This window comes from Arachnia propionica, from assembly GCF_003932785.1.
In the GTDB taxonomy this organism is placed as follows: domain Bacteria; phylum Actinomycetota; class Actinomycetes; order Propionibacteriales; family Propionibacteriaceae; genus Arachnia; species Arachnia propionica_B.
In genome coordinates, this window is the sequence record NZ_RQYT01000002.1 from 114436 (window position 1) to 137003 (window position 22568).

General features: G+C 67.8%; 27 protein-coding genes and 1 tRNA gene. 4 read left to right on the top strand and 24 right to left on the bottom strand.

What is annotated here, in order from left to right; all coding sequences use genetic code 11:
• Positions 1–39 precede the first annotated feature (39 nt).
• From EII35_RS01845 to EII35_RS01905, 13 genes are read right to left on the bottom strand one after another with little or no spacing between them, the layout of a single operon-like run.
• Complete coding sequence (locus EII35_RS01845) at positions 40–537, bottom strand: FxsA family protein (protein WP_125226758.1); 498 nt, start codon at positions 535–537, stop codon at positions 40–42.
• On the bottom strand, positions 530–1291 hold the full coding sequence (locus tag EII35_RS01850) for a polyprenol monophosphomannose synthase (RefSeq protein ID WP_125226759.1): 762 nt from the start codon (positions 1289–1291) through the stop codon (positions 530–532). Before EII35_RS01850 ends, EII35_RS01845 begins: the two co-directional genes overlap by 8 nt.
• Positions 1288–2796, bottom strand: coding sequence for an apolipoprotein N-acyltransferase (gene lnt, locus EII35_RS01855; protein WP_125226760.1), 1509 nt, complete (start codon positions 2794–2796; stop codon positions 1288–1290). Before lnt ends, EII35_RS01850 begins: the two co-directional genes overlap by 4 nt.
• Positions 2796–3386, bottom strand: a complete 591-nt coding sequence (metW, locus tag EII35_RS01860) for a methionine biosynthesis protein MetW (protein ID WP_125226761.1) — start codon at positions 3384–3386, stop codon at positions 2796–2798. Before metW ends, lnt begins: the two co-directional genes overlap by 1 nt.
• The gene (gene metX / locus EII35_RS01865) at positions 3383–4519 is read right to left on the bottom strand and encodes a homoserine O-acetyltransferase MetX (protein WP_125226762.1); all 1137 of its coding nucleotides are present in this window, start codon (positions 4517–4519) and stop codon (positions 3383–3385) included. The genes metW and metX overlap by 4 nt, the downstream gene beginning before the upstream one ends.
• A complete protein-coding gene (locus EII35_RS01870) occupies positions 4516–5796 on the bottom strand; it encodes an O-acetylhomoserine aminocarboxypropyltransferase/cysteine synthase family protein (RefSeq protein ID WP_125226763.1) in 1281 nt (426 codons plus the stop codon). Before EII35_RS01870 ends, metX begins: the two co-directional genes overlap by 4 nt.
• On the bottom strand, positions 5793–6137 hold the full coding sequence (locus EII35_RS01875; RefSeq protein WP_125226764.1) for a cation:proton antiporter: 345 nt from the start codon (positions 6135–6137) through the stop codon (positions 5793–5795). Before EII35_RS01875 ends, EII35_RS01870 begins: the two co-directional genes overlap by 4 nt.
• Entirely contained in the window at positions 6134–6394 is a 261-nt protein-coding gene (locus tag EII35_RS01880) for a monovalent cation/H+ antiporter complex subunit F (RefSeq protein ID WP_125226765.1), read from the bottom strand. The genes EII35_RS01875 and EII35_RS01880 overlap by 4 nt, the downstream gene beginning before the upstream one ends.
• On the bottom strand, positions 6391–6744 hold the full coding sequence (locus EII35_RS01885) for a Na+/H+ antiporter subunit E (protein ID WP_125226766.1): 354 nt from the start codon (positions 6742–6744) through the stop codon (positions 6391–6393). Before EII35_RS01885 ends, EII35_RS01880 begins: the two co-directional genes overlap by 4 nt.
• Positions 6741–8252: a monovalent cation/H+ antiporter subunit D family protein gene (locus tag EII35_RS01890; protein WP_125226767.1), complete on the bottom strand. Its 1512-nt coding sequence runs from the start codon at positions 8250–8252 to the stop codon at positions 6741–6743. Before EII35_RS01890 ends, EII35_RS01885 begins: the two co-directional genes overlap by 4 nt.
• Positions 8249–8581, bottom strand: coding sequence for a sodium:proton antiporter (locus EII35_RS01895; RefSeq protein WP_125226768.1), 333 nt, complete (start codon positions 8579–8581; stop codon positions 8249–8251). The genes EII35_RS01890 and EII35_RS01895 overlap by 4 nt, the downstream gene beginning before the upstream one ends.
• Complete coding sequence (locus EII35_RS01900; RefSeq protein WP_125226769.1) at positions 8578–11406, bottom strand: DUF4040 family protein; 2829 nt, start codon at positions 11404–11406, stop codon at positions 8578–8580. Before EII35_RS01900 ends, EII35_RS01895 begins: the two co-directional genes overlap by 4 nt.
• Before the next feature lie 34 nt (positions 11407–11440).
• A complete protein-coding gene (locus tag EII35_RS01905) occupies positions 11441–12661 on the bottom strand; it encodes a L,D-transpeptidase (RefSeq protein ID WP_125226770.1) in 1221 nt (406 codons plus the stop codon).
• Positions 12662–12771: 110 nt separating this feature from the next.
• Between EII35_RS01905 and EII35_RS01910 the strand changes: the two genes are divergently transcribed.
• A tRNA-Pro gene (locus tag EII35_RS01910) sits at positions 12772–12845 on the top strand.
• Positions 12846–13518: 673 nt separating this feature from the next.
• Here the strand turns inward: EII35_RS01910 and EII35_RS01915 are convergent.
• The 5 genes from EII35_RS01915 to EII35_RS01935 form a co-directional block, all read right to left on the bottom strand.
• Positions 13519–13848 carry a TfoX/Sxy family protein gene (locus tag EII35_RS01915; protein ID WP_260464978.1) on the bottom strand — a complete coding sequence of 110 codons (330 nt, stop codon included), beginning with the start codon at positions 13846–13848 and terminating at the stop codon, positions 13519–13521.
• Positions 13849–13884: 36 nt separating this feature from the next.
• On the bottom strand, positions 13885–14235 hold the full coding sequence (locus tag EII35_RS01920) for a nuclear transport factor 2 family protein (protein WP_125226771.1): 351 nt from the start codon (positions 14233–14235) through the stop codon (positions 13885–13887).
• On the bottom strand, positions 14232–14714 hold the full coding sequence (locus tag EII35_RS01925) for an SRPBCC family protein (protein ID WP_125226772.1): 483 nt from the start codon (positions 14712–14714) through the stop codon (positions 14232–14234). Before EII35_RS01925 ends, EII35_RS01920 begins: the two co-directional genes overlap by 4 nt.
• Positions 14707–15033, bottom strand: a complete 327-nt coding sequence (locus EII35_RS01930; protein ID WP_125226773.1) for an ArsR/SmtB family transcription factor — start codon at positions 15031–15033, stop codon at positions 14707–14709. The genes EII35_RS01925 and EII35_RS01930 overlap by 8 nt, the downstream gene beginning before the upstream one ends.
• A gap of 96 nt (positions 15034–15129) precedes the next feature.
• Positions 15130–15957: a hypothetical protein gene (locus tag EII35_RS01935; protein WP_125226774.1), complete on the bottom strand. Its 828-nt coding sequence runs from the start codon at positions 15955–15957 to the stop codon at positions 15130–15132.
• 46 nt (positions 15958–16003) lie between these two features.
• Between EII35_RS01935 and EII35_RS01940 the strand changes: the two genes are divergently transcribed.
• A complete protein-coding gene (locus tag EII35_RS01940) occupies positions 16004–16837 on the top strand; it encodes a sulfurtransferase (RefSeq protein ID WP_125226775.1) in 834 nt (277 codons plus the stop codon).
• Positions 16838–16842: 5 nt separating this feature from the next.
• On the opposite strand, the gene der is transcribed toward EII35_RS01940, so the two are convergent.
• Complete coding sequence (gene der / locus EII35_RS01945) at positions 16843–18180, bottom strand: ribosome biogenesis GTPase Der (RefSeq protein WP_125226776.1); 1338 nt, start codon at positions 18178–18180, stop codon at positions 16843–16845.
• A gap of 114 nt (positions 18181–18294) precedes the next feature.
• Here der and EII35_RS01950 point away from each other — a divergent pair, with 114 nt between their 5' ends.
• Both EII35_RS01950 and EII35_RS01955 read left to right on the top strand, forming a co-directional pair.
• Positions 18295–18771: a DUF2975 domain-containing protein gene (locus EII35_RS01950; RefSeq protein WP_125226777.1), complete on the top strand. Its 477-nt coding sequence runs from the start codon at positions 18295–18297 to the stop codon at positions 18769–18771.
• Positions 18771–18986, top strand: coding sequence for a helix-turn-helix domain-containing protein (locus EII35_RS01955; RefSeq protein ID WP_125226778.1), 216 nt, complete (start codon positions 18771–18773; stop codon positions 18984–18986). The genes EII35_RS01950 and EII35_RS01955 overlap by 1 nt, the downstream gene beginning before the upstream one ends.
• On the opposite strand, the gene EII35_RS01960 is transcribed toward EII35_RS01955, so the two are convergent.
• The 5 genes from EII35_RS01960 to EII35_RS15755 are packed head-to-tail and all read right to left on the bottom strand — an operon-like array spanning position 18962 to position 22568.
• Positions 18962–19297, bottom strand: a complete 336-nt coding sequence (locus EII35_RS01960) for a YqfO family protein (protein WP_125226779.1) — start codon at positions 19295–19297, stop codon at positions 18962–18964. The two genes, EII35_RS01955 and EII35_RS01960, sit on opposite strands and share 25 nt — an antisense overlap.
• Positions 19290–19946: a (d)CMP kinase gene (gene cmk / locus EII35_RS01965; protein ID WP_125226780.1), complete on the bottom strand. Its 657-nt coding sequence runs from the start codon at positions 19944–19946 to the stop codon at positions 19290–19292. Before cmk ends, EII35_RS01960 begins: the two co-directional genes overlap by 8 nt.
• On the bottom strand, positions 19946–21007 hold the full coding sequence (locus EII35_RS01970) for a prephenate dehydrogenase (protein ID WP_125226824.1): 1062 nt from the start codon (positions 21005–21007) through the stop codon (positions 19946–19948). Before EII35_RS01970 ends, cmk begins: the two co-directional genes overlap by 1 nt.
• Positions 21007–21906: a tRNA (adenine-N1)-methyltransferase gene (locus EII35_RS15750; protein WP_185744111.1), complete on the bottom strand. Its 900-nt coding sequence runs from the start codon at positions 21904–21906 to the stop codon at positions 21007–21009. Before EII35_RS15750 ends, EII35_RS01970 begins: the two co-directional genes overlap by 1 nt.
• Positions 21900–22568, bottom strand: coding sequence for an HAD family hydrolase (locus tag EII35_RS15755; RefSeq protein ID WP_185744112.1), 669 nt, complete (start codon positions 22566–22568; stop codon positions 21900–21902). The genes EII35_RS15750 and EII35_RS15755 overlap by 7 nt, the downstream gene beginning before the upstream one ends.

Genomic DNA, 22568 nt, shown 5'->3' on the forward strand with positions numbered 1-22568 from the left:
GGCATGGCGAAGAATATATCGGGACCGGACATGTGGTTGTCAATTCAACTTGTCGTTGTCCTCGATCTCAGGAATGAGGGTGACGGGCTCGGATTCCTCGACCACTTCCCCTTGGATGACATCGGATTCAGGTCGTGTGCGGGCGACGGCCCGCCCGAACAGCCGTCCGAGCACCATGCGGATGAAAGGACGGGTGAAGGGCAGGAGAAGCAGCAGGCCCGCCACATCCGAGAGGAACCCCGGCGCGATGAGCAGGACGCCGCCCAGCAGCACCAGGACGGCATCGGCGGTCTGCCCCGCGGGCAGGGACCCGGTGACGAGGGAACGGGACAGGGCCTGCCAGGTCCGGCGCCCCTCCCGCTGGGAGAGCCAGACCCCGAGCATCGTGGTCGCGGCGATGAGGAGCAGGGTCCACCACCCCAACTGGGTGGCGACCATGATGAGCACCGTGATCTCGGCGAAGAGGAAGAGCAACACCGGGACGATGAGGAACAACACGGCGGTGGAGGCGCGAATCCCCTCCTGACGCTCACCCACGGCGTCGTCCCAACAGGGAGGCCAGCTGCCGCCAGCGATGCCTCAGCCCCATCCGGGTCGTGGTGAGGATCGCCTCGACCACGACGTTCCTACCCATCTTGGAATCGCCGAACTCGCGCTCGACGAAGTCGATGGGGACCTCGACGATGCGGTGTCCCGCCCGGTGGGAGTGCCAGGTCAGATCTCGCTGAATGCCGTAGCCGCGCTTGTCGATGGGGAGATGCAGGATGGAGCGCAGGGCCTCGGCCCGGAACGCGTTGAAGCCCCCCGTGATGTCCCGGTACGGCATGCCCAACATGATCCTGATGTAGAGGGAACCCCCTCGGGACAGCACCAGTCGGTGCCACGGCCAGTTGACCACCGAGCCGCCGGGGACGTAGCGCGATCCCTTCACCATGTCAGCGTGCTCGAGTGCGTCGAGCAACCGCGGCAGCTGTTCGGGCTGATGGGAACCGTCGGCGTCGTGCTCCACGAGGACGTCGTAGTCGCGCTCCAGTCCCCACCGGAAACCGGCGAGATACGCGGCGCCGAGTCCCTCCTTGCCTGCGCGGTGGAGGACGTGGACGTGGTCGTCCTGCTCCGCCAGCGCGTCGGCCAGCTTCCCGGTTCCGTCGGGTGACTGATCGTCCACCACCAGGATGTCGGCTGCGGGAACACTGTTGCGCAGCCTCGCGACGATGGCCTCGATGTTCTGGGCCTCATTGAACGTGGGAATGATGACGAGCACCCGCTCGAGGGACGCACCATCGATCATCGGTGATCCTTCCTGGTTGACGGTTTATCAAGGTTACTGGACCGGCGCGCCCCGAGGAGGGCACCCCCGATTGAGGCCAGCGCGCAGAAGGCCTGGATGGGGATGCCGATGACCGCCGCGGGAGTGATGTCGTCTCGGACCGGGAGCGTGAGGATCCGGTGGGCCGCCGTCCCCTCCACCGTCGGCTCGTGGACCCTGCCACGGGAATCGATCAGGCCCGAGTGGCCGTTGAGGGTCGTGGCCACGAACTCCCTGCCCAACTCCGCCGCCCGGACCCGGTTGATCGCCATCTGCTGGTGGGGCTCGGCGGTTCCCGTGAAGTTGTGCGTGGTGCTCTGGGACACCAACACCTCAGCGCCGTGCCAGACCAGCTCCGACATCGTCTGGTCGTAGGCCAGTTCGTAGCAGATCGCGGTCCCCACCCTCAGCTCGCCGTGACGGGGGGTGGAGACCTTCATGACCCCCGGCTCCTCGCCGGGGATGGACTGTGCGCCTGCTCGTTTGACGTCAGGGAACAGCGGTTCGATCAGGTCCCGGTAGGGAACCCATTCCCCGAACGGGGCGAGGTTGCGTTTCGCGTAGCGGTCGGTGATGCCCTCCGCAGGGGTCCACCACAGGCTCACCGTCTGCCGGGTCCGTGGCTCGGGCCCCACCATGACGGCGCCGACGAGAACCGGCACCTCGGCGAGCCGGACGCTCCACTCGACCTGCCTCCTCGTCGTCTCGTCGAGCAGCGGATCGCGGTCCGTGGAGTTCTCCGCCCACACCACGAAGTCCAGTTCCGCTCCCCTGGTACGGGCCTCAGCGAGCAGGAACACCGTCTCGCTCAGATGGTTGGGAGTGGCGCCGGTGGCGGCGATGAAGCCGGTGTCCAGATCGAGGGCCACATTGCCCTGGACCATCCCGACCGTCACCTGCTGGTCCGCAGGTGGGATCGGCCGCAGCGTGAGGAGCCCGCCGACAAGGACCACCGCCGCACCCACCAGGGCGGGACGGAGCCTGCGTGGCGAGGTGATGAGGCGCAGCAGCAGGCATCCGAGGAAGGCGACGAGCCAGGTGGTGCCGGGCGTGGCGATGATGGGGAGCCAACCGGCCAGCGGCTGGTCGATGACGGTGTGTCCCAGCCGCAGCCACGGGAACCCTTTGAAAGGAAAGGTGCCGGCCCCGAACTCAACGAGCACCCACGCCGTCGGCACCCAGAGATCGGGAGCTCGCAGCCGGAGCAGGACGTTGGTCAACGTGGCCGCCAGCCCCACCCAGCAGGCCATGACGACGACCAGGGCGTGAATGGCTGGCCCGGCCTGGGCGCTGACCCACCAGATGGCGAGGTAGTTGAGGACCAACCCCGCCAGGAACCCGTGGCCGAAGCTGGCCGCGGGGGAAAGATCCGTGACGACCCAGGTCAGGAGGGCCACCCCCGGGATGGCGAGGAACCACAGGTTCCACGGCTGGAAGCTCAGGGCGAGGCAGGCCCCGGCGAGGAGGGCGAGGGGGATCCGGCGCATCAGCGTCTCGCATGCAGCAGGTAGATGACGGAGCTGGCACGCCAGTTCGCGCCGAGACGCCGAGCGGGCAACGGGGCTCCGCCCTCCCCGAGGGGAATCCACTGCGCGACGGTGAGCCCCAGGGAGTCGAACAGCGGGGAGAGATCCTTCAGCGACGTGTAGTGGATGTTCGGTGTGTCGTACCACTCGTAGGGAAGGTTCCGGCTCACGGGCATGCGTCCCCTCAAAAGCCGGAGCCGGTTTCGCCAGTGGACGAAGTTCGGCATGGACACCACGCATCGACGGGCGATCCGGGAGATGTCCCGGAGCACCTTGGCGGGGCTGCGGAGGTTCTGCAGGGTTCCTGACAGCACGACCACGTCGTAGGAGTCGTCGTCGAACTCGTCGAGCTGGGTGTTGATGTCGAGGTCGATGACGTCGACTCCGCTGCGCAACGCCGCGAGGAACGGCCCGCCCTCGATCTCGACCCCGGTTCCGCTGCCGCCCCGCGCGGCCAGGATCCTCAGCAACTCCCCGTCGCCGCAGCCGAGGTCCAGGACCTTGGCGCCGGTGGGGATCAGGTCAGCGATGAGTCTCAGGTCGGGTCTCATCCCGGGACCTCCTCGTGGGCACGATCCAGGAAGGCGCGGACGGTGGCGTGGTAGGCCGGGATCTCCAGCAGGAACGAGTCGTGGCCCCACGGTGAGTGGATCTCGCGGAAGGAGACCGGCGTCCCTGCCCGCTGCAGGTGCCGCACGATGCGGCGGGACTGCCGGGTGCTGAAACGCCAGTCGCTGTCGAAACTCATGACCAGGACCTTGACGGGATCCGCGGCGAGAGCCGCCAGGGCGTCGGGGGTGGCGAAGGGGTCGAAGTAGTCCATCACTCGGGTCAGGTACAGGTAGCTCAACGCGTCGAATCGGGTGAGGAAGGCCTCTCCCTGGTGTTCGAGGTAACTCTCCACGGCGAAGTCGACCCCGAAGCCGGGGGCCAGCTCGCCGGCCTGCGCGGCGCGGCCGAACTTCTCGCTGAAGGCCTCCTCCGACAGGTAGGTGATGTGGGCCATCATCCTCGCCACCGACAGCCCCCGGTCGGGGGAGCTTCCCGCGGCGGTGAACCGACCGTCGTGGAACTCGGGATCCCGCATGATCGCCTGACGCCCGACGGCGGAGAAGGCGATGTTCTCAGCCGTCAGTCGCGACGAGGAGGCGATGATGATCGCGTTGCGGACCTCCTGCGGATGTGACAGGCACCACTGGAGCACCTGCATCCCGCCCAACGATCCGCCGAGGAGCACCGCCCACTGGTCGATGCCGAGGTGTCGCCCGAGGGCCCGGTGCACGGCGACGAAGTCCGCCATGGCGAGCAGGGGGAAGGTGAGCCCGTACGCTTCGCCGGTGCGGGGATCCGGGGAGGACGGTCCAGTGGTGCCGCGACACCCGCCGAGGATGTTCGCGCACACGACGTACCAGCGATCGGTGTCCACCGGCTTGCCGGGACCGATGAGGGTGTCCCACCATCCGGGGCGCCTGTCCCCCGGTCGGAGACCGGCGGCGTGCGCGTCCCCGGTCAGGGCGTGGCAGACGAAGACCGCATTGGAACGGTCACCGTTGAGACGCCCGTAGGTCTCGAAGGACACGTCGACCTCGGGCAGGATCTCACCGTTGGACAGGACCAACGGATCGTCGGGGGTGTGCAGCCGCACCGTCCCCGGGGTCGTGTTCAGGGGGTCGGAGACGCTCACAGGAGGGCCAGGGCCTGGTCCAGGTCGGCGATGAGGTCCTGCACGTGCTCGATCCCCACGGACAACCGCACCATCTCCGGGGGCACGCCAGCGGCAAGCAACTCCTCCTCGGACAGCTGGGAGTGCGTGGTGGAGGCGTTGTGGATGACGAGCGATTTCGCGTCGCCGATGTTGGCGAGATGGCTGAACAGGGACAGGGCATCGACGAGGCGGGATCCCGCGTCCCGTCCCGCCTTCAGCCCGAAGGACACGAGTCCCCCGTGGCCTCCGGTGAGGACGCGTCGGGCCACCTCGTGGGACGGGCTGGACTCGAGTCCCGGATAGTTGACCCACGCCACCTTCGGGTGGTTCTGCAGGTACCTGGCGATCTCGAGGGCGTTGGCACAGTGGCGTTCGATCCTCAGATGGAGGGTCTCCAGCCCCTGCAGCATGAGCCACGCATTGAGTGGGGCGATCGCGGCTCCCGTGTTGCGCAGCATGACGGTCCTGGCGCGCACGATGAACGCCGCCTCACCCGCCGCCTCGGTCCACACCACGTCGTGGTAGGCCGCATCCGGCCCCGTGAGTCCGGGGAAGCGTTCCGGGTGGGCGGCCCAGTCGAAGCGACCGGAGTCGACGATGACACCACCGAGTGCGGTGCCGTGACCGCCGATGTACTTCGTCGCGGAGTGCACGACGATGTCCGCACCGAGGTCGAAGGCGCGGGTCAGCATCGGGGTGGCGACGGTGTTGTCCAGGATGAAGGGAAGCCCCTGTTCGTGCGCCGCATCGGCCCAGGCGGGCACGTCGATGACGTTGAGGGCCGGGTTGCCGATGATCTCGCCGAAGACCAGCCTGGTCCGGTCATCCACCAGTGCCGCGAGGTCCTCCGGACGATCGGGGTCGACGAACCGGGCCTCAATGTCGAACTGCGCGAGCGTGTGCGAGAACAACGCGAACGTCCCCCCGTACAGGGTGGACAGCGCGACGATGTTGTCGCCCGAGCGTGCCAGCGTCAGCACGGCGTAGGTGATCGCCGACGCCCCGGACGCGGTGGCCAGTGCTCCGATCCCGCCCTCGAGCGCGGTCATGCGCTCCTCGAAGACGTTCTGGGTCGGGTTCATGATCCGGGTGTAGATGTTGCCGGGACGACGCAGGGCGAACAGGTCGGCTGCGTGTTCCGCGTCGTCGAAGACGTAGCTCGTGGTCTGGTAGATGGGAACCGCCCGGGAGTTCGTGGTCGGGTCCGCGGTCTCCTGACCGGCGTGAACGGCAAGTGTGTCCAGATGACGCTTCACGGGGTGCTCCTGAGGTCGTTCGGTTCGGTCCCGGGGTCCAGTGTCGCATCCGAGCGGCAGGCCGCCCGGGCCAGGACGTTCGAGGCGACGGAGCTGACGATCACCAGCGCCGCGACGGTGATGGCCGTCTTGATCCACAGCAGCGGATCCAACCCCTGCTCCAGCGTCCAGCCGATGGCGACCGCCAGCATGATCATCGGCGCGCCGAGCGCCGTCGCAGGACCGATGGCGTTGATCCGTGAGAGAGCATCCCTGGCGCGGAACTGGGCGACCCCCACCACCAGGAACAGGACGGAGCCGGTGACGGCGAGGATGGAGGCGAGCCACTCGAACGGGTTCATCGTTGCCCCCTCGTGATGATCCGTGCCAGGGCGATCGTGGCGAGGATGCCGAGGATCGCGGCGATGAGCGCCAGGTCGACGCTGACGGTCGAGGTCCGGGCCATGCCGAACAGGGCAAGGATCCCCACGCAGGAGAAGAAGATGAGGTCCCCCATCACGGCACGGGTGGCGGAGTCCTTGGCCGTGAGGACCCGGACGATGCCGAGGAGGACCGTCACGGCGAGGAAACCGCCCGCGATCCAGAAAGCGACGATCATGAGCGGGCCTCCACGATTCCGTTGCGACGCAGGGCACGAAGCAGGTACCACTCCAACTCGGCGAGGCCCTCCTCGATGGCGTCCCGGTCGTTGTCGAACAGGCTGTGCACGAAGATGATGACCTCCTCCTCGCCCGGTACCCCGGCCACGCCGAGGACGAGGGTGCCTGGGGTGATGGTGATGGCCGAGGTGAACAACGCCAGTTCGAGCTCCGTCGCCACCCGGCTGCGGTACTCCACGATCGCGGGACGGCTGTACCCGGTGAGGGCCAATCGCGCCACCCGCGCCGACCCGATGACGATCTGGACGGTGAGGTACCACAGCCAGCGAAGCATGCGCAGCACGATCATCGACCCAGCACCGCCTTCACGTATCCGGCGGTGTCGACGAGGTTCGATGCGGCGGTCTCGAAGACGGGCCACACCACGCCGATCCCGGCGAACAGGAGCAGCGAGACTCCCATCAGTGCCATCGCCGGCCACTGGAACCGCCGCTCCACGTGGGCGTCGTCGGCGATGGGGATGGGGGTGCCCCGCGAGGTGGTGGGATCGTCCGGCAGGTAGTCCTTCATGGGCGCCCCCCAGAACGCCTCACGCCACACCCGCTGCAACGCCATGGCGGAGACCACGGAGGCGAGGGCGATGGCGCCGAGGAGCCACCACCTCAGGGCCGGCTGAGCCGTCGCCGAACCGAGCACGAGCCCGAGTTTGCCCCACAGACCGGAGGTGGGCGGCAGACCCACGAGGGCGAGGAACCCGACGGCGACCGCGGCGGACAGCCACGGGTCCCGCCTCATGAGGCCGCTCAATCGGTCGAAGCGACCCGAGCCGTACGTGTGCTCGAAGGCCCCGCTGGCCAGTACGAGGGCTCCCATCGTCACCATGTGGTGCACCATGTAGAACAGGCCCGCGGCCAAGGAGGCCTGGGTGAGCACGACCAGACCGATGAGGATCTGGCCGACGCCGGCGACCATCTGGAAGGCGAGCGCCCCCCGGATCCGGCGCTCCCCGAAGGTGGACAGGGAGGCGACGACGATGGTGGCCACCACGACCGCCGCCAGGATGGGAAGCCACGGGGCCGGACCGTCGAAGACGGTCACGTAGACCCGGTAGGCGGCATACAGGGCCACCTTGGTGTGGATGGCCGCGAACAGTGACATCACCCCGGCCGACGTCGCGGGATAGGCCCTGGGCAGCCAGCCGTGGACCGGGACGACGCCGGCCTTGACCAGCAGTGCGAAGAGGATGATGCCCGTGGCCAGGGAGATCTGCGGGTCCGCTCCCCTGTCGGCGAGAGCGGCGAGGTTCACCGTCCCCGCAGCCCCGTAGAGCAGACCGACCCCGGTGAGGAGGATTGTCGAGGTCACGATGTTCACGATGACGAACATCCGGCCGATGCCCAGGCGCCGCCAGTACCCGGTCACGGCGATGAGGGCGTAGGACGGCAGGAGCATGACCTCCACCCACACGAACAGGTTGAACATGTCGCCCGTGAGGATGGCACCGGCCACTCCCCCGGTGAGCATGAGAATGAGCGGCACCACGAAGCGGTACCGGTCCTCACCCGTGAGGATCAGGAAGGCCGACGAGAACACCGTCATGAAGGAGGTCGCGATGAGCATGAGCGAGCTCAGGGTGTCCGAGACGAACACGATGCCCACCCCGGGAAGGTAGGAACCGACCGAGTGCGAGATGACGGGCTCGACGCGGTGGACCAGCAGCAGTGTCACCGCCCCCACCAGTGTCAGCAGGGAGCTGCCCACCAGCGCCGTGCGCTGGATGAGGGGTTGACGCAGCAGCACCGTCGCTCCCGCCAGCAGCAGCGGAAGGGCGGCGAAGAGGGGGAGAAGAACGCTCATGCCTGCCTGCTCTCCCCCGTCTCGGGATGACGGGACAACATGTCATCGCGCCCGATCACGGCCATTGCGAGCATCAGGATGGTGACCGCGAGGGTGATGACGATGGCCGTGAGGACGAAGGCCTGAGGCAGTGGGTCCGCGAAGGACCGGATGTCACTGCCGTCGGTGATCGGTTCTGCCCGCCACCCCGGCACGCCCGTGCTCAACAGGATGAAGTTCGCGGCGTGGCTGAGGAGGCTCAGTCCGAAGACCGCCCGCACCATGGAGCGCTGCAGTAGCAGGTAGACACCCCCGGTGACGAGAACGAAGATCGTGGCGATGAGGATCATGTGTGGCTCCCCTCTCCACGCACGGTCTCCATGGGTCCGGGCAGTTCACCCTCGAGGACCTCGTCCACCCGTTCTCGGGTGCCCTCGCCGCCGGCGCCGGATCCACGGGTGGTGCCCAACAGGTTGATCGAGATCATGATGAGACCGACGACGGCGAGATAGACGCCTGCGTCGAAGATCATCGACGTGGTCAGGTGGACCCCGAGGAAGGTGCCGTGGATGGGCTGCAGGAAGGAGCCGGCCGCGACGAGACCGAGAATGCCGGTGCTCACCGCGATGAGGATGCCTCCGCCGATGAGGACGAGTGGGAGTCGGGGCGGCCCGATCTGGCGGTCGCTGGTCGTCGACAGGTAGATGAGACCCACGACCGAGGACGCCACCAGCGCCGCGTTGAACCCGCCGCCCGGGTTGTTGTGCCCGCGCCAGAACAAGGCGATCGACACGACGATGAGCAACGGCACGATGATCCTGAGCACCACACGGAGCGGAATCGCGTTGGCCGTGGGGTCGAGAATGGCCCGCTGGGCGCGGGAGAGGGGATCCTGGTTGATCCACAGCTGGGAGGTGGCCAGGGCGTCGCGATCCGGTCCGGGCGGGTCGAGGAAGCGATCCCGGACGGTGGAGAGGATCGCGAGCATCGCGACACCCGCCATGCCGAGGACGGTCAGTTCGCCGAGGGTGTCGAAACCACGGAACTCGACGAGGATGACGTTGACGACGTTCTGCCCTGACGACAGGGCCTCGGTGTTGCCGAGGAAGTAGTCGGCGAGCTTGGACCGCTCCCGTCGCGCCACGAGTGCCCACACCAGCGCCGAGACTCCCGCGCCGACCAGGATCGCCGCTCCGAGGGTGATGAAGCTGCGGTGTGTCTGGCGCGGTGGGAACCGTGTGGGCAGTTTCTGCATCACCAACATGATGACGATGATGGTGAGGCTCTCCACGAGCAGCTGGGTCATGGCGACATCAGGTGCGCCGAGGGCGAGGATCTGGACGGTGGCCAGGATGCCGACCGCGGAGAGCGAGACCACCGCTGCAAGCCGCACCCGGGAGATGCAGACCCCCAGGGTGGCGGCAGCGATGAGGAGGAACACCACGAGGTCGATACGTCGGCTCAGGCCTCCCAGCTGGGGAGGCAGTCCCTGCTGGGAGGCCCACCAGGCGCCGGTGAGGCCGAGTACTCCGAGACCACCGAGGATCGGGATGATGTGCCTGGTGACGGTGTCGGTGGCGACGGTTCGGTCCGCGAGGGTGCCGACCCGCTTGACGAGGTTCTCGATGTGCCGGATGACGGTGGGGCCGTCGGGGGCCCTGCGGTTCGCCGTGATCCAGGCGGCGACCTCCTGTCGTCGCCACGTGGCCAGGCTGCCCAACCCGATCACCACGATCGTCGCGATGAGTTCTGCGTTGAATCCGTGCCAGGTGAGCACCCCGGGCACGAACACGGCAGGGATTGACACGGCCACCGGCGCGGCGGCCGCACCGACGAGCAGGAGGTCGTGGCTGTCGACGTCCCGGTCCTCGTCGGTGCCGTCGACGAACATCCCGAGGAGCGCACGGGTGCAGTACAGGAAGGTCAGTACCGAGCCGAGAGTGGCCACGACGAGCAATGGCAGTCCGGGGGTGAAGTGCGCGTGGTGGAGCGCGGCCAGCACGGCCTCCTTGGAGGCGAACCCGAGCATGGGCGGCAGCCCGGCCATGGAGGCAGCGCCCAGCACCGTGAATGCGAACGTCACGGGGAGTCGTCGATACAGCTTGGGTGGGAACCGCCTCAGGTCCCGGGTGCCGGTGGCATGGTCGACCACACCGACGAGCATGAACAGGCTGGACTTGAACAGGGCGTGGGCGATGGTGTGGAGGGTGGCTGCGGCCAACGCCTGGTCGGTTCCGACGCCGATCGTTGCGGTGATCAGGCCCAACTGGGAGACCGTCGAGTAGGCCATGAGCTTCTTGACGTCTGTCTGCTGGAGGGCGCACCAACCACCCAGGACCATGGTGACCAGACCCACGGGCACCAGGAGCCAGTTCCACACCGCCACTCCCTGGAAGGCGGGGCTGAAACGCATCATGAGGAAGATGCCGGCCTTGACGACGGCGGCGGCGTGGAGATAGGCGCTCACCGGTGTGACGGCAGCCATGGCGTCGGGCAGCCAGACGTGGAAGGGGAACTGCGCCGCCTTCGTGCACGCAGCGATACCGACGAGCAGGGCGACGATGCTGGCGAAGGCGTGGTCCTCGCCCCAGATGGGGGACGCGAGGATGGTGGTGAGATTGGTGGTGCCGAGGCGCGCCCACATCAATGCTGCGGCGACGATGAACGCCACCCCGCCGGTGAAGGTGATGAGCAGGGTCCTCATGGCGGGGCCCTCGGCGCCGTGCCCCGACCGCGCGATGAGCAGGAACGAGGCCAGTGAGGTGATCTCCCAGCAGATGAACATCACGGCGAGGTCATCGGCGCACACCAGCCCCACCATGGCGGTGGTGAAGGCCACCATGACGAGGTAGAAACTACGATGCCGTCCCTTGGGGAGGTATCTCGTGGCGTAGACGAGGACCACGGCGCCGATGAGCAGCGCCAGGAGGCTGAAGATGGCTGCTGTTCGGTCGTAGGAGAAGGCGACGCGCACCCCGAGGCCCGGCACCCAGTCGAAGCCCCACACCACGGCATGGCCGGACAGGGCACGTACCGTGTCCGGGGCCATGATCCCCGCGGCCGCGACGTAGACGACTGCGAGGAACCATCCGGTGTGACGGTCGAGGACCTTGGACACGCTGGGTGTCAGGGCAAGGGAAACCCCCAACAGGCACAGGGAGATCAAGACAGTCATAGAGCTTCAGATCCTACCCTGCCCGGCGGGTTCATCAGCTCGCCGCTGACAGCTGTTGCCATTCCTCCCACGAGTAGAGCCACACGCCGATGCCCTCGCTCGGTTCCATCATGCGGTCCGACCCGGTGAACTCGACGACATCCCCGATGTTGGTCCGTGAGTAGAGCCATCCCGCATTGTCGGTGCTGAGCCCCACGCAGCCATGGCTCACGTTCTCCTTGCCCTGGCTGCCGACCGACCAGGGGGCGGCGTGGATGAACTCCCCCGTCCACGTGACCCGCATGGCCCACTTGACGTTGAGGTCGTAGGACTCGCCACTGCCGGAGGGGATGTTGATGGTCTCCGAGCTCATCTGCATCGAGTCGCTCTTCTCCAGGATGATCTTGGTGCCGGAGCGGGTGATGAATCCACTCTTGCCGGTCGTCGAGGGGAAGGAGTTCACCGTCTCCCCGTTCTCGACGACGGTCGTGGTGTGGTTCGCGATGTCGACCTTGATCACCCGTGAGACGTCGCCGACGGAGAAGTCGGCGTCGAGGGTCTTGCGCAGCCAGGTGGAATCGGTTGCCTGGACGCCGTTCCACGAGAAGTGCAGCTTCACCTTCGTGCCGGGCTGCCAGTACTCCTTCGGGCGCCACAGCAGTTCGGTGTCGCTGAGCCAGCCCCACGACCCCTCCTGTGCGGGTTCGGTGGTGACAAAGGCGTGCTTCTCGATCTCGGCCCGGTAGGCTTCGCCGACCGGATGGTCGAACTTGACGTAGGCGGGCATCCCGACCCCAACCCCGTCGAACAGGTAGAGCACCTTGAAGCTGGCTTCCGGGCCGGGATTGACGGTCCGGATGGTGGCCTCCCGGGTCTGACCGTCGTCGAGGGTGACGGTCAGGGTGTACTCGGCGTTGAACTGGAGCGGTTCGTTGGGCGTCCAGCGATTCTCCGTGTACGCGCCGGGGACCTCTCCGGCGGCCCCCTTCAGGGTCGCGGCCACCACGGTGCCGTTCTCGACCGTGAACTCCACGGGGTCGGCCGGGATGGCGGCCTCCTGTGACGTGGAAACCACGAGGGGTCCCGCCGTCGGGGTGGGGCTCGGTTCCGGGGAGGGCGTGGGCGACAAGCTGGCCGAGGCCGTGGCGCTGGGGGTCGCGCTCACACTCTCCGAGGCGATCGGTGGCGCCGACTCCGGCGTGGTCCGGGCACACGAGGAGGCCCCGATGAGAACCAGTGCTGTGAGCATGGCAGCGACGCAGGAACGCAGGGTCATGGCACATACAGTAGGCCGACGAGGGGTCCGCCACGAGTCCCGGACCACGCGATTGGCGTCCGAGCCCCAAGTGACGCTAAGCTGCAACGGTTGCCAACTGAGGTTGGCCTCGGGCTGTGGCGCAGCTTGGTAGCGCACTTGACTGGGGGTCAAGGGGTCGCAGGTTCAAATCCTGTCAGCCCGACCGAGAGAGGTCCTGGAAACCCGTGGGTTTCCGGGACCTTCTGGTTGAGGCGTGGGTCACGTCTCTCTTTCGTTGGTCTCGACACGGAGACTTGTTCAGGCAAGCGGTCAGAGTGGCTCTGAACAGGTGCTTCGATGTTGCCTGAACGGGCCTTCCGGACCAGGGTACGCCGAACGGATGCGAGCGAAACCGAGACAGGGCAGGTGAAATCAACACGGTCACGAATCGCCGCCCTACTTTCATGGCAGCGTTGACATCGCGATCTCACCGAAGCAAAGCGGCGATTCGTGACCACCCCATCCTCCAGCCACCTTCTCCCGGCCCCTCCCATCGGCCTCCTCGCCACGCCGATTCGCCTGCCTTGGATCGGAAACGCCTGCCTTCTTTCACTTCGCCCGCCGAACAAGACAGGCGATCCGCCGTCAAGGCAGGCGAGCCGGGCCCAACACAGGCGAATCCGGGACAAGGCAGGCGAAACCACGACGGTCACGAAGTGCCGCGAACTCGTGGACCACCGCTACCTTTGTCGGGAGAACGGCGTCTACTGGGTGAACGCAGATCACATGCTGGAGAGATGCGCCAACGAGCGCCAGGAGGTCCCCCTCCTGGAGAACCAGCTCCGCATGCCCCGTCGCCCGGATCCCCTGAAGGAATGAGGCTCATTCCGGATGGTTCAGGACTCGGCGTGCTGCGACCTCGTGACCGCGTGATTGTGGGCCAGGGCAGCTTGGATCCAGAAGACCAGCCCCTCGTCGAGAACGCATTCCGGGTCCACGGCGATCCAACCAGGTCCCATGACGCGACCCCTCCCCATTTCCGCGGGGGCGGCCCCCGGCTCCGCGAGATACAGGTCATGGTCTTCTGTCGCCACCCGCACCAGCAGACTGCCATTCCTGCGGACACTGACAATGATCTTGCCCCCCACCATGATGCAGCGGCCCCCGAACATCGGAACCTCCCGCACCTGCGTCTCTTCCTCCAGCAACGCATGGACACGTTCCACGAGTGTCGCCTGGGCCGCTGTCCCCTCCGCCACGGATCAGCCCTGCCCGGCGGGCCTGTAGGACAACCGGTCGAAGATCAGGACGTTCTCGACGATCCTGCCGTCACGCACGGTGAAGCATTCGGCAGCAGGGGCATCCCGGCTCGCCTCGGTGCGGGGGTGGTGGAACAGGGCGACGCGATCCCCTGCGGCGAACTCCGCGATCTCGCCGACCTCGATCACCCTGGGCGCGAATGCCGCGATGTACTCCCGGTAGGCGGTCTTGCCCTCGATGTCGCCTCCCGGGGCGCGGCACGAGATGTCATCGGCGACGTGGGTCATCGCGGCGTCGATGTCCCCCGACGTCCATGCATGGTGGTAACTCTTCACGATGTCAAGGGCGGTCATGGTCGGCTCTCCTCTCTGTTCGGGGTCCGTGGCGGGGCAGCTGGTTTCTCGCCGAGAGGCTGCCAGTCATCTGCCCCGGGGGCGCCCCCTTCAGCAGCGATCTCGAGGCGTGGAAGGAAGTGTCCCCACCCGTGTGCATGTCCGGGCACCTCAGTGTCCGGCAGGTCGAAGTGGTGGAGATCGACTCGGGTTCCCGTCCCGACGGGGGTCAGGACGAACTCGACCCGGGAGGCTCCAGCGGGCAGGTGGTCGTTGCCGGCGAATCCCCATGAGACGACGACGCGTCGGGAAGTCTCGACAACCAGGAACTCGCCCCGGACGGGGTAGCCCGCAACATCGACGGTGAACCCTCCCCCGGGCCTGGGGTCGAGATCGGCGTACTGTCCGAGCCACGCGGTCACGCCCTCGTTCGTGGTGAGGTACTCGAACACCGTTTCGGGGGTGGCCGCGATCTCGATGGAGTCCCGGAACTCAGCCACGTTCGACCTCCTCCCGTTGTTCGATCACGGACTTGAGTGTGGCCAACCGGTCCGGCCAGAAATCAGCCAGATAGGAACGGACGGCAGCCAAACCGTCGGTGTTGAGCGCGTACAGCCGACGCGTGTGGTCCGCGGTGACGCTGGCCAGGCCCGCCCTGTGGAGGGTGCGCAGATGATGGGACGTGGTCTGTTGGGACAGGCCGACGGCCTCCGCGACGGCTCCCACCGGTTGAGGGCCCCCACGGATCACCCTGAGGATGGCCCGGCGGTTGCCGTCCGCCAGAGCACGGAAGGCCAGATCCATCTCCACTGCGGCCATGCGGCACCTCCTGTTCGGGGCCCCACGTTAACACAAACATTCATTTGTACTCAAGGCCGTTTGAAGAGCGAATGGCTCCGGGTGGGGGCCCGAGGCTCAGCCGGCGACGGTCGCGCGGAGGTACTCCTGCCACCCCTCCCGGTCGGCGAGGGGCCGGGTGATACCGAGGGACTTCTGCACCGCCCTCAACGCGGTGCGGGTCTGGTCGTCCCACTGTCCCGTGATCTCGACCTGTGCTCCGTGGACGTGCTGGAGGCTGGCCTGGACCAGTTGGACCTGCACCCGGGAATCGGATGTGAACACAGTCGGTTCGTAGCCGTTCACGGAGTTGTCGACGTGGATGTGGTTGTCGTGGGCGCCGTCGTAGAGATAGGTCAGGGTGTGGGCGAAGCGGGCGTGCAGCGAGGCGGCCAGTCGCCAGTAGTTCCGCAGCTGATCCGCGGAACCGGGGCTCCACACGTCGTGGCGGCACGACACCTCTCCGTTGTCGTGAATGATCCGCCCGATGTCGAAGGCACGTCCGAGCTGATGGTAGGAACGGCACTTGTCGGTGAAGGCGCCGTAACTCCAGACCTCCCTCACCCCGCCGAATCCGCTCGCCTCGGCCCAGCCCTCGGCCCAGGCGTCCAGCCACTCGACGAAACGGGGTTCTGCCTGCATCGACACCAGGACGCCCTCGCTCTCATAGCCGAGGGCGGCGCCGCCCACCGTGGCGAACCTGTCGAGCGGCCCCGGCGTTCGGCACCCCTGGTCATCCGCTGGGGCAGGGGCGGCGGCGCCCGTGTCGGCGTTCCACCGGGAGGTGATGATCCGCTGCGCCAGCGCGACCCCTCCCCCAACGACCGCCACCGCCCCGGCTGCGACCACGAGTCGCCGCCGGACATACACGCCCCTGTCGGCGTTTCGGTTGAAGGACTCCCCCATGGCGAGCGATGCTAGGGCTCGGTTGGGGGTGTGACAAAGTTGACACATGACAGTTGCCCTCATTGCCATCCCAGAGTTGCACGCCCTCCTCGCCACGGGTGGGACCACGGTCCTCGATGTCCGCTACTCCGGTCCCGGAAGCAGCGGAGGGCGCGAGGCGTATCTGGCGGGTCACATCCCCGGGGCCGTCTTCGTGGACATGGACGACGAACTGGCCTCCCCAGCGGTCGGACCGGGCGGACGTCACCCGCTGCCGGATGCCCAGGACTTCCAGGAGGCGATGCGACGGGCCGGAGTGAGCAATGACCGGCCGGTGGTGATCTACGACGACTGGTTCTCCATCGCAGCCGCCCGGGCCTGGTGGCTGCTGCGACTCCACGGACACCGACACGTCCGGGTGCTCGACGGGGGCTGGCGGGCATGGCAGGAGTCCTCGTCCCCGGTCGCCACCGGCGGCGAAGAGGTCTCCCCCGGCGACTTCACGCCCGCTCGCACCGACGTCGAGGCCATCGACGCCGAGGGCGCGGCCCACCTCGCCGCTGGAGGGGTTCTGCTCGACGCCCGACCCGCCAACCGGTTCCGCGGGGAGGACGAGACCATCGATCCCATCGCGGGGCACATCCCCGGGGCCCGCTCGCTGCCCGCGCTGGAACTCGTCGACTCCTCGGGTCGCCTCCTCGCGCCCGACGTTTTGCGGCACCGGTTCGAAGCGGCCGGGGCCGTCGCGAATCGGGTCGGGGTCTACTGCGGTTCGGGCATCCAGGCCGCACACGTCGCCCTGGCAGCCACCGTCGCGGGACTCCCCACCCCGGCGGTCTACGCCGGGTCCTGGAGCGACTGGATCACCGATCCGTCGCGTCCCGTGGCGACGGGTGAGTGACGAGCTCAGGAACGGTTCCTGTGCTTCTCCCGGGCCCGGATCTCGATGTGGACGGGTGAACCGACGAATCCGAAGTCCTCGCGTAGACGTCGTTCAATGAACCGGACGTAGGTCTGGTCGAACTGGCCGCTGGTGAACAGGGCGAAGGTGGGCGGACAGTTCTGCGCCTGGGTCCCGAAGAGGATGCGCGGCTGCTTCCCGCCCCGGACAGGGTGGGGATGCGCGGCGGCCAGACGGCCGAGGAAGGCGTTGAGCCTGCCCGTCGAGATCCGGGTCTCCCATCCAGCGGCCGCCGCCTCGATGGCGCGACTGAGCTTGTCCACGTTGCGCCCGGTGAGGGCCGAGATGTTCACGGTCGGGGCCCAGGAGAACGCGACCAAATCACGTTCGATCTCCCGCTCCAGGTAGCGGCGGCGCTCCTCGTCGGTGAGATCCCACTTGTTGAAGGCGATGACCAGGGCGCGGCCGGTCTCCTCCACGTTGCCGAGAATCCTGAGGTCCTGGTCCGTCAACGGCTCGGAGGCGTCGATGACGACGACACAGACCTCGGCCCGTTCGATGGCGGTCTGGGTGCGCAGGCTCGCGTAGTACTCGTGGCCGGAGGCCTCCTTGACCCGACGCCGGATGCCTGCGGTGTCGATGAGCCGGTAGACCTGTCCCCCGACCTCGACGATCTCGTCCACCGGATCGACGGTGGTGCCGGAGACGTCGGAGACGACGACGCGTTGTTGGTTGGCGAGTTTGTTGAGCAGGGAGGACTTCCCGACGTTGGGTTTCCCGACGATCGCCACCCGACGGGGGCCGCCGATCTCCTCGAACCGCTCCGGCGGGGCATCCGGCAGGGCGTCGAGGATTGCGTCGAGGAGATCCCCGGAGCCGCGGCCGTGCATGGCCGAGACCGGGTGGGGCTCACCGAGACCGAGGTTCCACATCGTGGCCGCCATCGCCTCATGACGCTGATCGTCCACCTTGTTGGCCGCCAGGATGACCGGCTTCCTCGAACGTCTGAGCACCTTGACCACGGCCTCGTCCTCGTCGAGGGTGCCGACGGTGGCGTCGACGACGAAGAGCACGGCGTCGGCCATGGAGATCGCCAACTCGGCCTGCTCCGCGATCTGCTGCGCCATGCCCTTGGCGTCGGAGACCCAGCCGCCGGTGTCGACCAGCACGAACTCACGGCCGTTCCAGTTCGCGTCGTAGGAGACACGATCCCGGGTGACCCCGGGAACGTCCTGGACCACGGCCTCACGGCGTCCGAGGATGCGGTTGACCAGGGTGGACTTGCCGACGTTGGGTCGACCCACCACGGCCACCACCGGCTTGATCGTGGACTCCTCGCCCATGGGCCCTCCTGCCTCGAGAATCAGCGCGTCATCTTACCGGACCCCGCGGCTGGCACCGTGAGCCAGCGCGCCCAATCGATTGATGCTCGAGAGATATCGAGCGATAATCGATGCATGTCTCGCTTCATCATCGTCGCCCTGCGCGTCGTGCTGCTCCTCCTCGTCCTGGCAGTGATCGCAGTCCAGAGCCTGCTGGTCCCGCTGGTGGCCTCGGAGGTCGTGGCCATGTACCCGGAGGTCTCCCACCTCCAGTGGCCCTACATCCTCATCACCGATCTGGTGCTGGCCTGCTTCCTCCCCGCGGCCCTGGCGGTCTGGGTGCTCCTGGGTTTCGTTGCCCGCCGGGACACCTTCACGCCGCAGGCTGTCGGATGGGTGGACCTCATCATCGGGTCCGCCACTGCCGCGATGCTGCTGGCTCTCGGGGGCGCACTGCATCTGGCGTGGTTGGGTATCGGCGGACCACCGGTTCTCCTCGTGACCGCGGGTTCGCTGCTGCTCGGACCCGGATTCATCCTTCTCATGCTGGTGCTGCGTGGGCTGCTGCGTGACGCCACCGCCCTGCGCTCCGAACTCTCGGAGGTGATCTGATGCCGATCCGAGTCGACCTGGACGTATTGCTCGCTCAACGGAAACTCAGCGTCGGGGAGTTCGCGGCCGCGGTCGGCATCTCTCCGGCCAACGTCGCGGTGCTCAAGAACGGTCGCGCCAGGGCCATCCGGTTCTCCACCCTCGAGGCGATCTGTCGCGTCCTCGAGTGCCAGCCGGGCGACATCCTTCGTCACGAACCTTCTGGATCCACCTGATTGGTCAGGACGTGGAAGGCCGGTTCCTCGTACGGGTGGGCACTGCGCAGCGCCTCGATCACCGTCCTGCGCAACCGGCGGGGGAAGGTGAGCTCCACCCGGTTCTCCTGCACGTGGGTGACCTCCCCCACCTCGCCGATGGCCGGGCGCGCGCCGGCGAGGGGACGGAACTGTCCGGTGCCGGTGCTGATGAAGGCACACGAGTCGTACTCCCCGATCGCCCCGGCGCCAACGGCGAACAGTGCCGCCAGGACGCGGTCGGTGTCGGCGACTGGAACGTAGAACACGAGAACGTCGAGCGGCTCAGGCACGGCGGCCCACCAACTTCAGCACCGCCTCGACGACCTCCTCGAGGCTGAGGTTCGTCGAGTCGATGGTGACGACGCCGTCGGCCGCCACCGTGAAGTTGGACACGGTGGCATCGTCCCGGTCCCGGCGCAGGATGGAGTCCGAGACCGTGGTGTGGTCGACCCCGTCGAGTTCCGCCGCACGACGTGCCACCCGCGCCTCGGGGTCGGCCGTCAGCAGGACCCGCACCTCCGCGTCGGGGGCGACGACGGTGGTGATGTCCCGGCCCTCCACCACGATCCGGCGGTGATGGGTCGCGATGATCTCCCGCATCCGTGAGATCAGATTCGCGCGCACCTCGGGCACGGTCGCCACGATGGAGACCACCGCGGACACCCGGGGTTCACGGATCGCGGACGTGACGTCGTGGCCGTTGATCTCCACCCGCGGGGCGTCGGGGTCGGTCGAGATGTGCAGCTTCGCCCGCAGCGTCAGGTCGACGATCCCAACGGTGTCGCTCGCCTCGAGACCCTGCCGCAGGAACTCGCAGGCCACGGCCCGGTACATGGCGCCGGTGTCGAGATGGGCAAGATCGAGACGGCGAGCCAGCAGCTTCGCGGTCGACGACTTCCCGACGCCGCTGGGGCCGTCCAGCGCGATGATGAGTCCCATCACAGTCCTTCCCGATCCAGCCAGGCCCGCCAGCCCCGCTCCTCCAAGTCTGCCCGGAACCGCTCCGCCTGGGGGCGCTCCACCGAGATGGAGAGGTAACCGACCTCGCGCACTGTGTCGTGGGTGAGTTCGAAGTCCTCGACGTTGAACCCGAAATCGCCGACGTCGTTGAACAACCGGGTGAGCGCCCGGGGCTCGTCGGGGATCTCGACGGTGACGACGGCCAGATCGAGGGGCTCCTGCCCGTGCTTGCCGCGCAGCGCCTGTGCCCCGTGCTGCCCGAGCCGGAGGAAGGCCTCCAAGGGCTCCCCCTGGTCCAGCACCCCGATGAGGTAGGCCAGGTCCCCGGCCACCTCCGTCAGCTCCTTGCGAATGGCTTCGGCGTTGGTGGTGATGATCTGCCGCCACAGGGCGGGATCCGACCCGGCGATGCGGGTGACGTCCCGGATCCCCTGCCCGGCCAGCTGCAGGTTCTCCCCCGGCACCCCCCTCAGGTGCGAGGCCGTGAGGATGCTCATGAGGTGGGGAACGTGGCTGACCTGGGCGACCGCCTCGTCGTGGCAGGCCGCGTCGAGTTCGACCAGTCGGGCCCCGACGGAGCGGGCCAGACCGCGGATGGTCTCGACCGCCTCGTCGGTGTTCCCCGCCTGGGCGGTGATGACCCAGGTCCGGCCCTCGAACAGGGCCGCCGTGGCGGTGAGGGGGCCGCTGAACTGGGAACCCGCCATCGGGTGGCTCGGCACGTACCGGCTCGCGTGCTCGGAGCCCTCGGCGACGGCGTCGATGATGGACGCCTTGACCGAACCGACGTCGGTGACCACCGCCTCCGGGAATCGTGCCAGGCAGTGGATGACGACATCCGCGACGCTCGCCGGCGGGGTGGCGACGACCACCACGTCGAGGGCGTCCTCTCCTCGGTAGACCTGCCCGGCGCCGAGCCCCGCCGCGACCCTGGCATGGGACGGATTGAGATCCTCGAGCAGCACCTCGTGACCGGCACGCACCAGCGCCAGCCCCAGGGAGGAGCCGACGAGACCGGCCCCGACCACCAGGATCCGCATCACGTGGTCTCCGGCATGTTGAGCGGACGCGGTCCCTGGTAGTCGGGGCCGTACGCGCCGGGGGCGGGTCGACGCTTGCGCACCGGCGCGGTCACGCCGGGGGCCAGCCGACGGGAGTGCACGAGGAAGCCGGTGTGCGCGGAGGTGCCGTGCCCCGGGCGGATGGCCAACCCCTCCGCGTGCCAGTCCCGCACCAGCGTCTCGGTGGCCTTGGGTTCGGTGAACCCGCCGTGCGCGCGGAAGGTGTCCATGACCCGACCCAGCTGGGTGGCGGTCGCGACGTAGCAGCAGATGATCCCGCCGGGGATGAGTCGCTCCCCCACCGCCTCGATGCACTCCCATGGGGCCAGCATGTCGAGCACGGCCCGGTCGATCGGTTCGTCGTCGATCACCTCGACGAGGTCACCCACCGTGAGTTCCCAGGCCGGGTGGGGTCCGTTGAGGAAGTTCTCGACGTTGGTGCGGGCCACGTCGGCGAACTGCTGTCGACGCTCGTAGCTGTGCAGCCTCCCCTCCGGGCCGATGGCGCGGAGCAGGGCCAGGGAGAGCGCGCCGGAGCCCACCCCGGCCTCGAGGACCCTGGCGCCCGGGAAGATGTCGGTCCACATGACGATCTGGGCCGCGTCCTTCGGGTAGATGACCGCGGCGTCGCGGGGCATGGAGACCATGAACTCGTTCAGCACGGGACGCAGCACGAGGTACTCCACTCCACCGACCGAACGCACCGTCACCCCCTCGGGGCCCCCGATGAGTTCATCGTGACTCACAGCGCCCTTCGTGGTGTGCCACACGGCCCCGGCCCTGAGGACGATGGATTTGCGCCGCCCCTTCGGGTCGGTGAGGGTGACGCGTTCCCCCTCGACCAGGTTGCCGGTACGGACCCCGGACAGGTTCACCATTGGCTCCTCCAGATCTCGGTGAGGTCATCCCAGGTCAGCCCGACGAGCCCACCGTGGCGAATCACACGCCGGGGGGCGGGGTCGACGGGGATGAGGGACGGGACGGCGAGGACGGCCGCCCCTGCTGCGAGTCCCGCAGCGGTGCCGGGGACGGAGTCCTCGAGGATGAGCACCTCCTCGGGCGTCACCCCGAGACGTTGCATCGCGAGGAGGTAGCCCTCCGGGTCGGGCTTGGTCCGGCTCACGTCGTCGCTGTCGATGACGAACTCGAACTGGGGCAGCGCGGTGGCCACCACCTCCATGATGCGTTTGGCGCTGGCGGTGACGAGGGCACAGCGCACACCGTGCTGGTTGAGTTCGGTCAGCAGTTCCCGAGCGCCGGGCAGCCACGGGATCTCCCCCGCCGCGAAGCGGGAACAGATCCGCACATGGAGTTCCTCGTAGATCTCCTCGGCTGACATGGCACCGTCGAGGGCCTCCGCCATGAGCCCTGCGGTTCGGACGACGGGCTGGCCACAGTGGTCGTGGTACCACTCCTCGGGCATGCGGACACCGTAGCGTTCCATGATGTCGCGTTCGTGCTCGGTCCACATGGGCTCCGAGTCGACCAGGGTGCCGTCGAAGTCCCACAGGACGGCCTTGGGGCGATCCAGCTCAGTCAT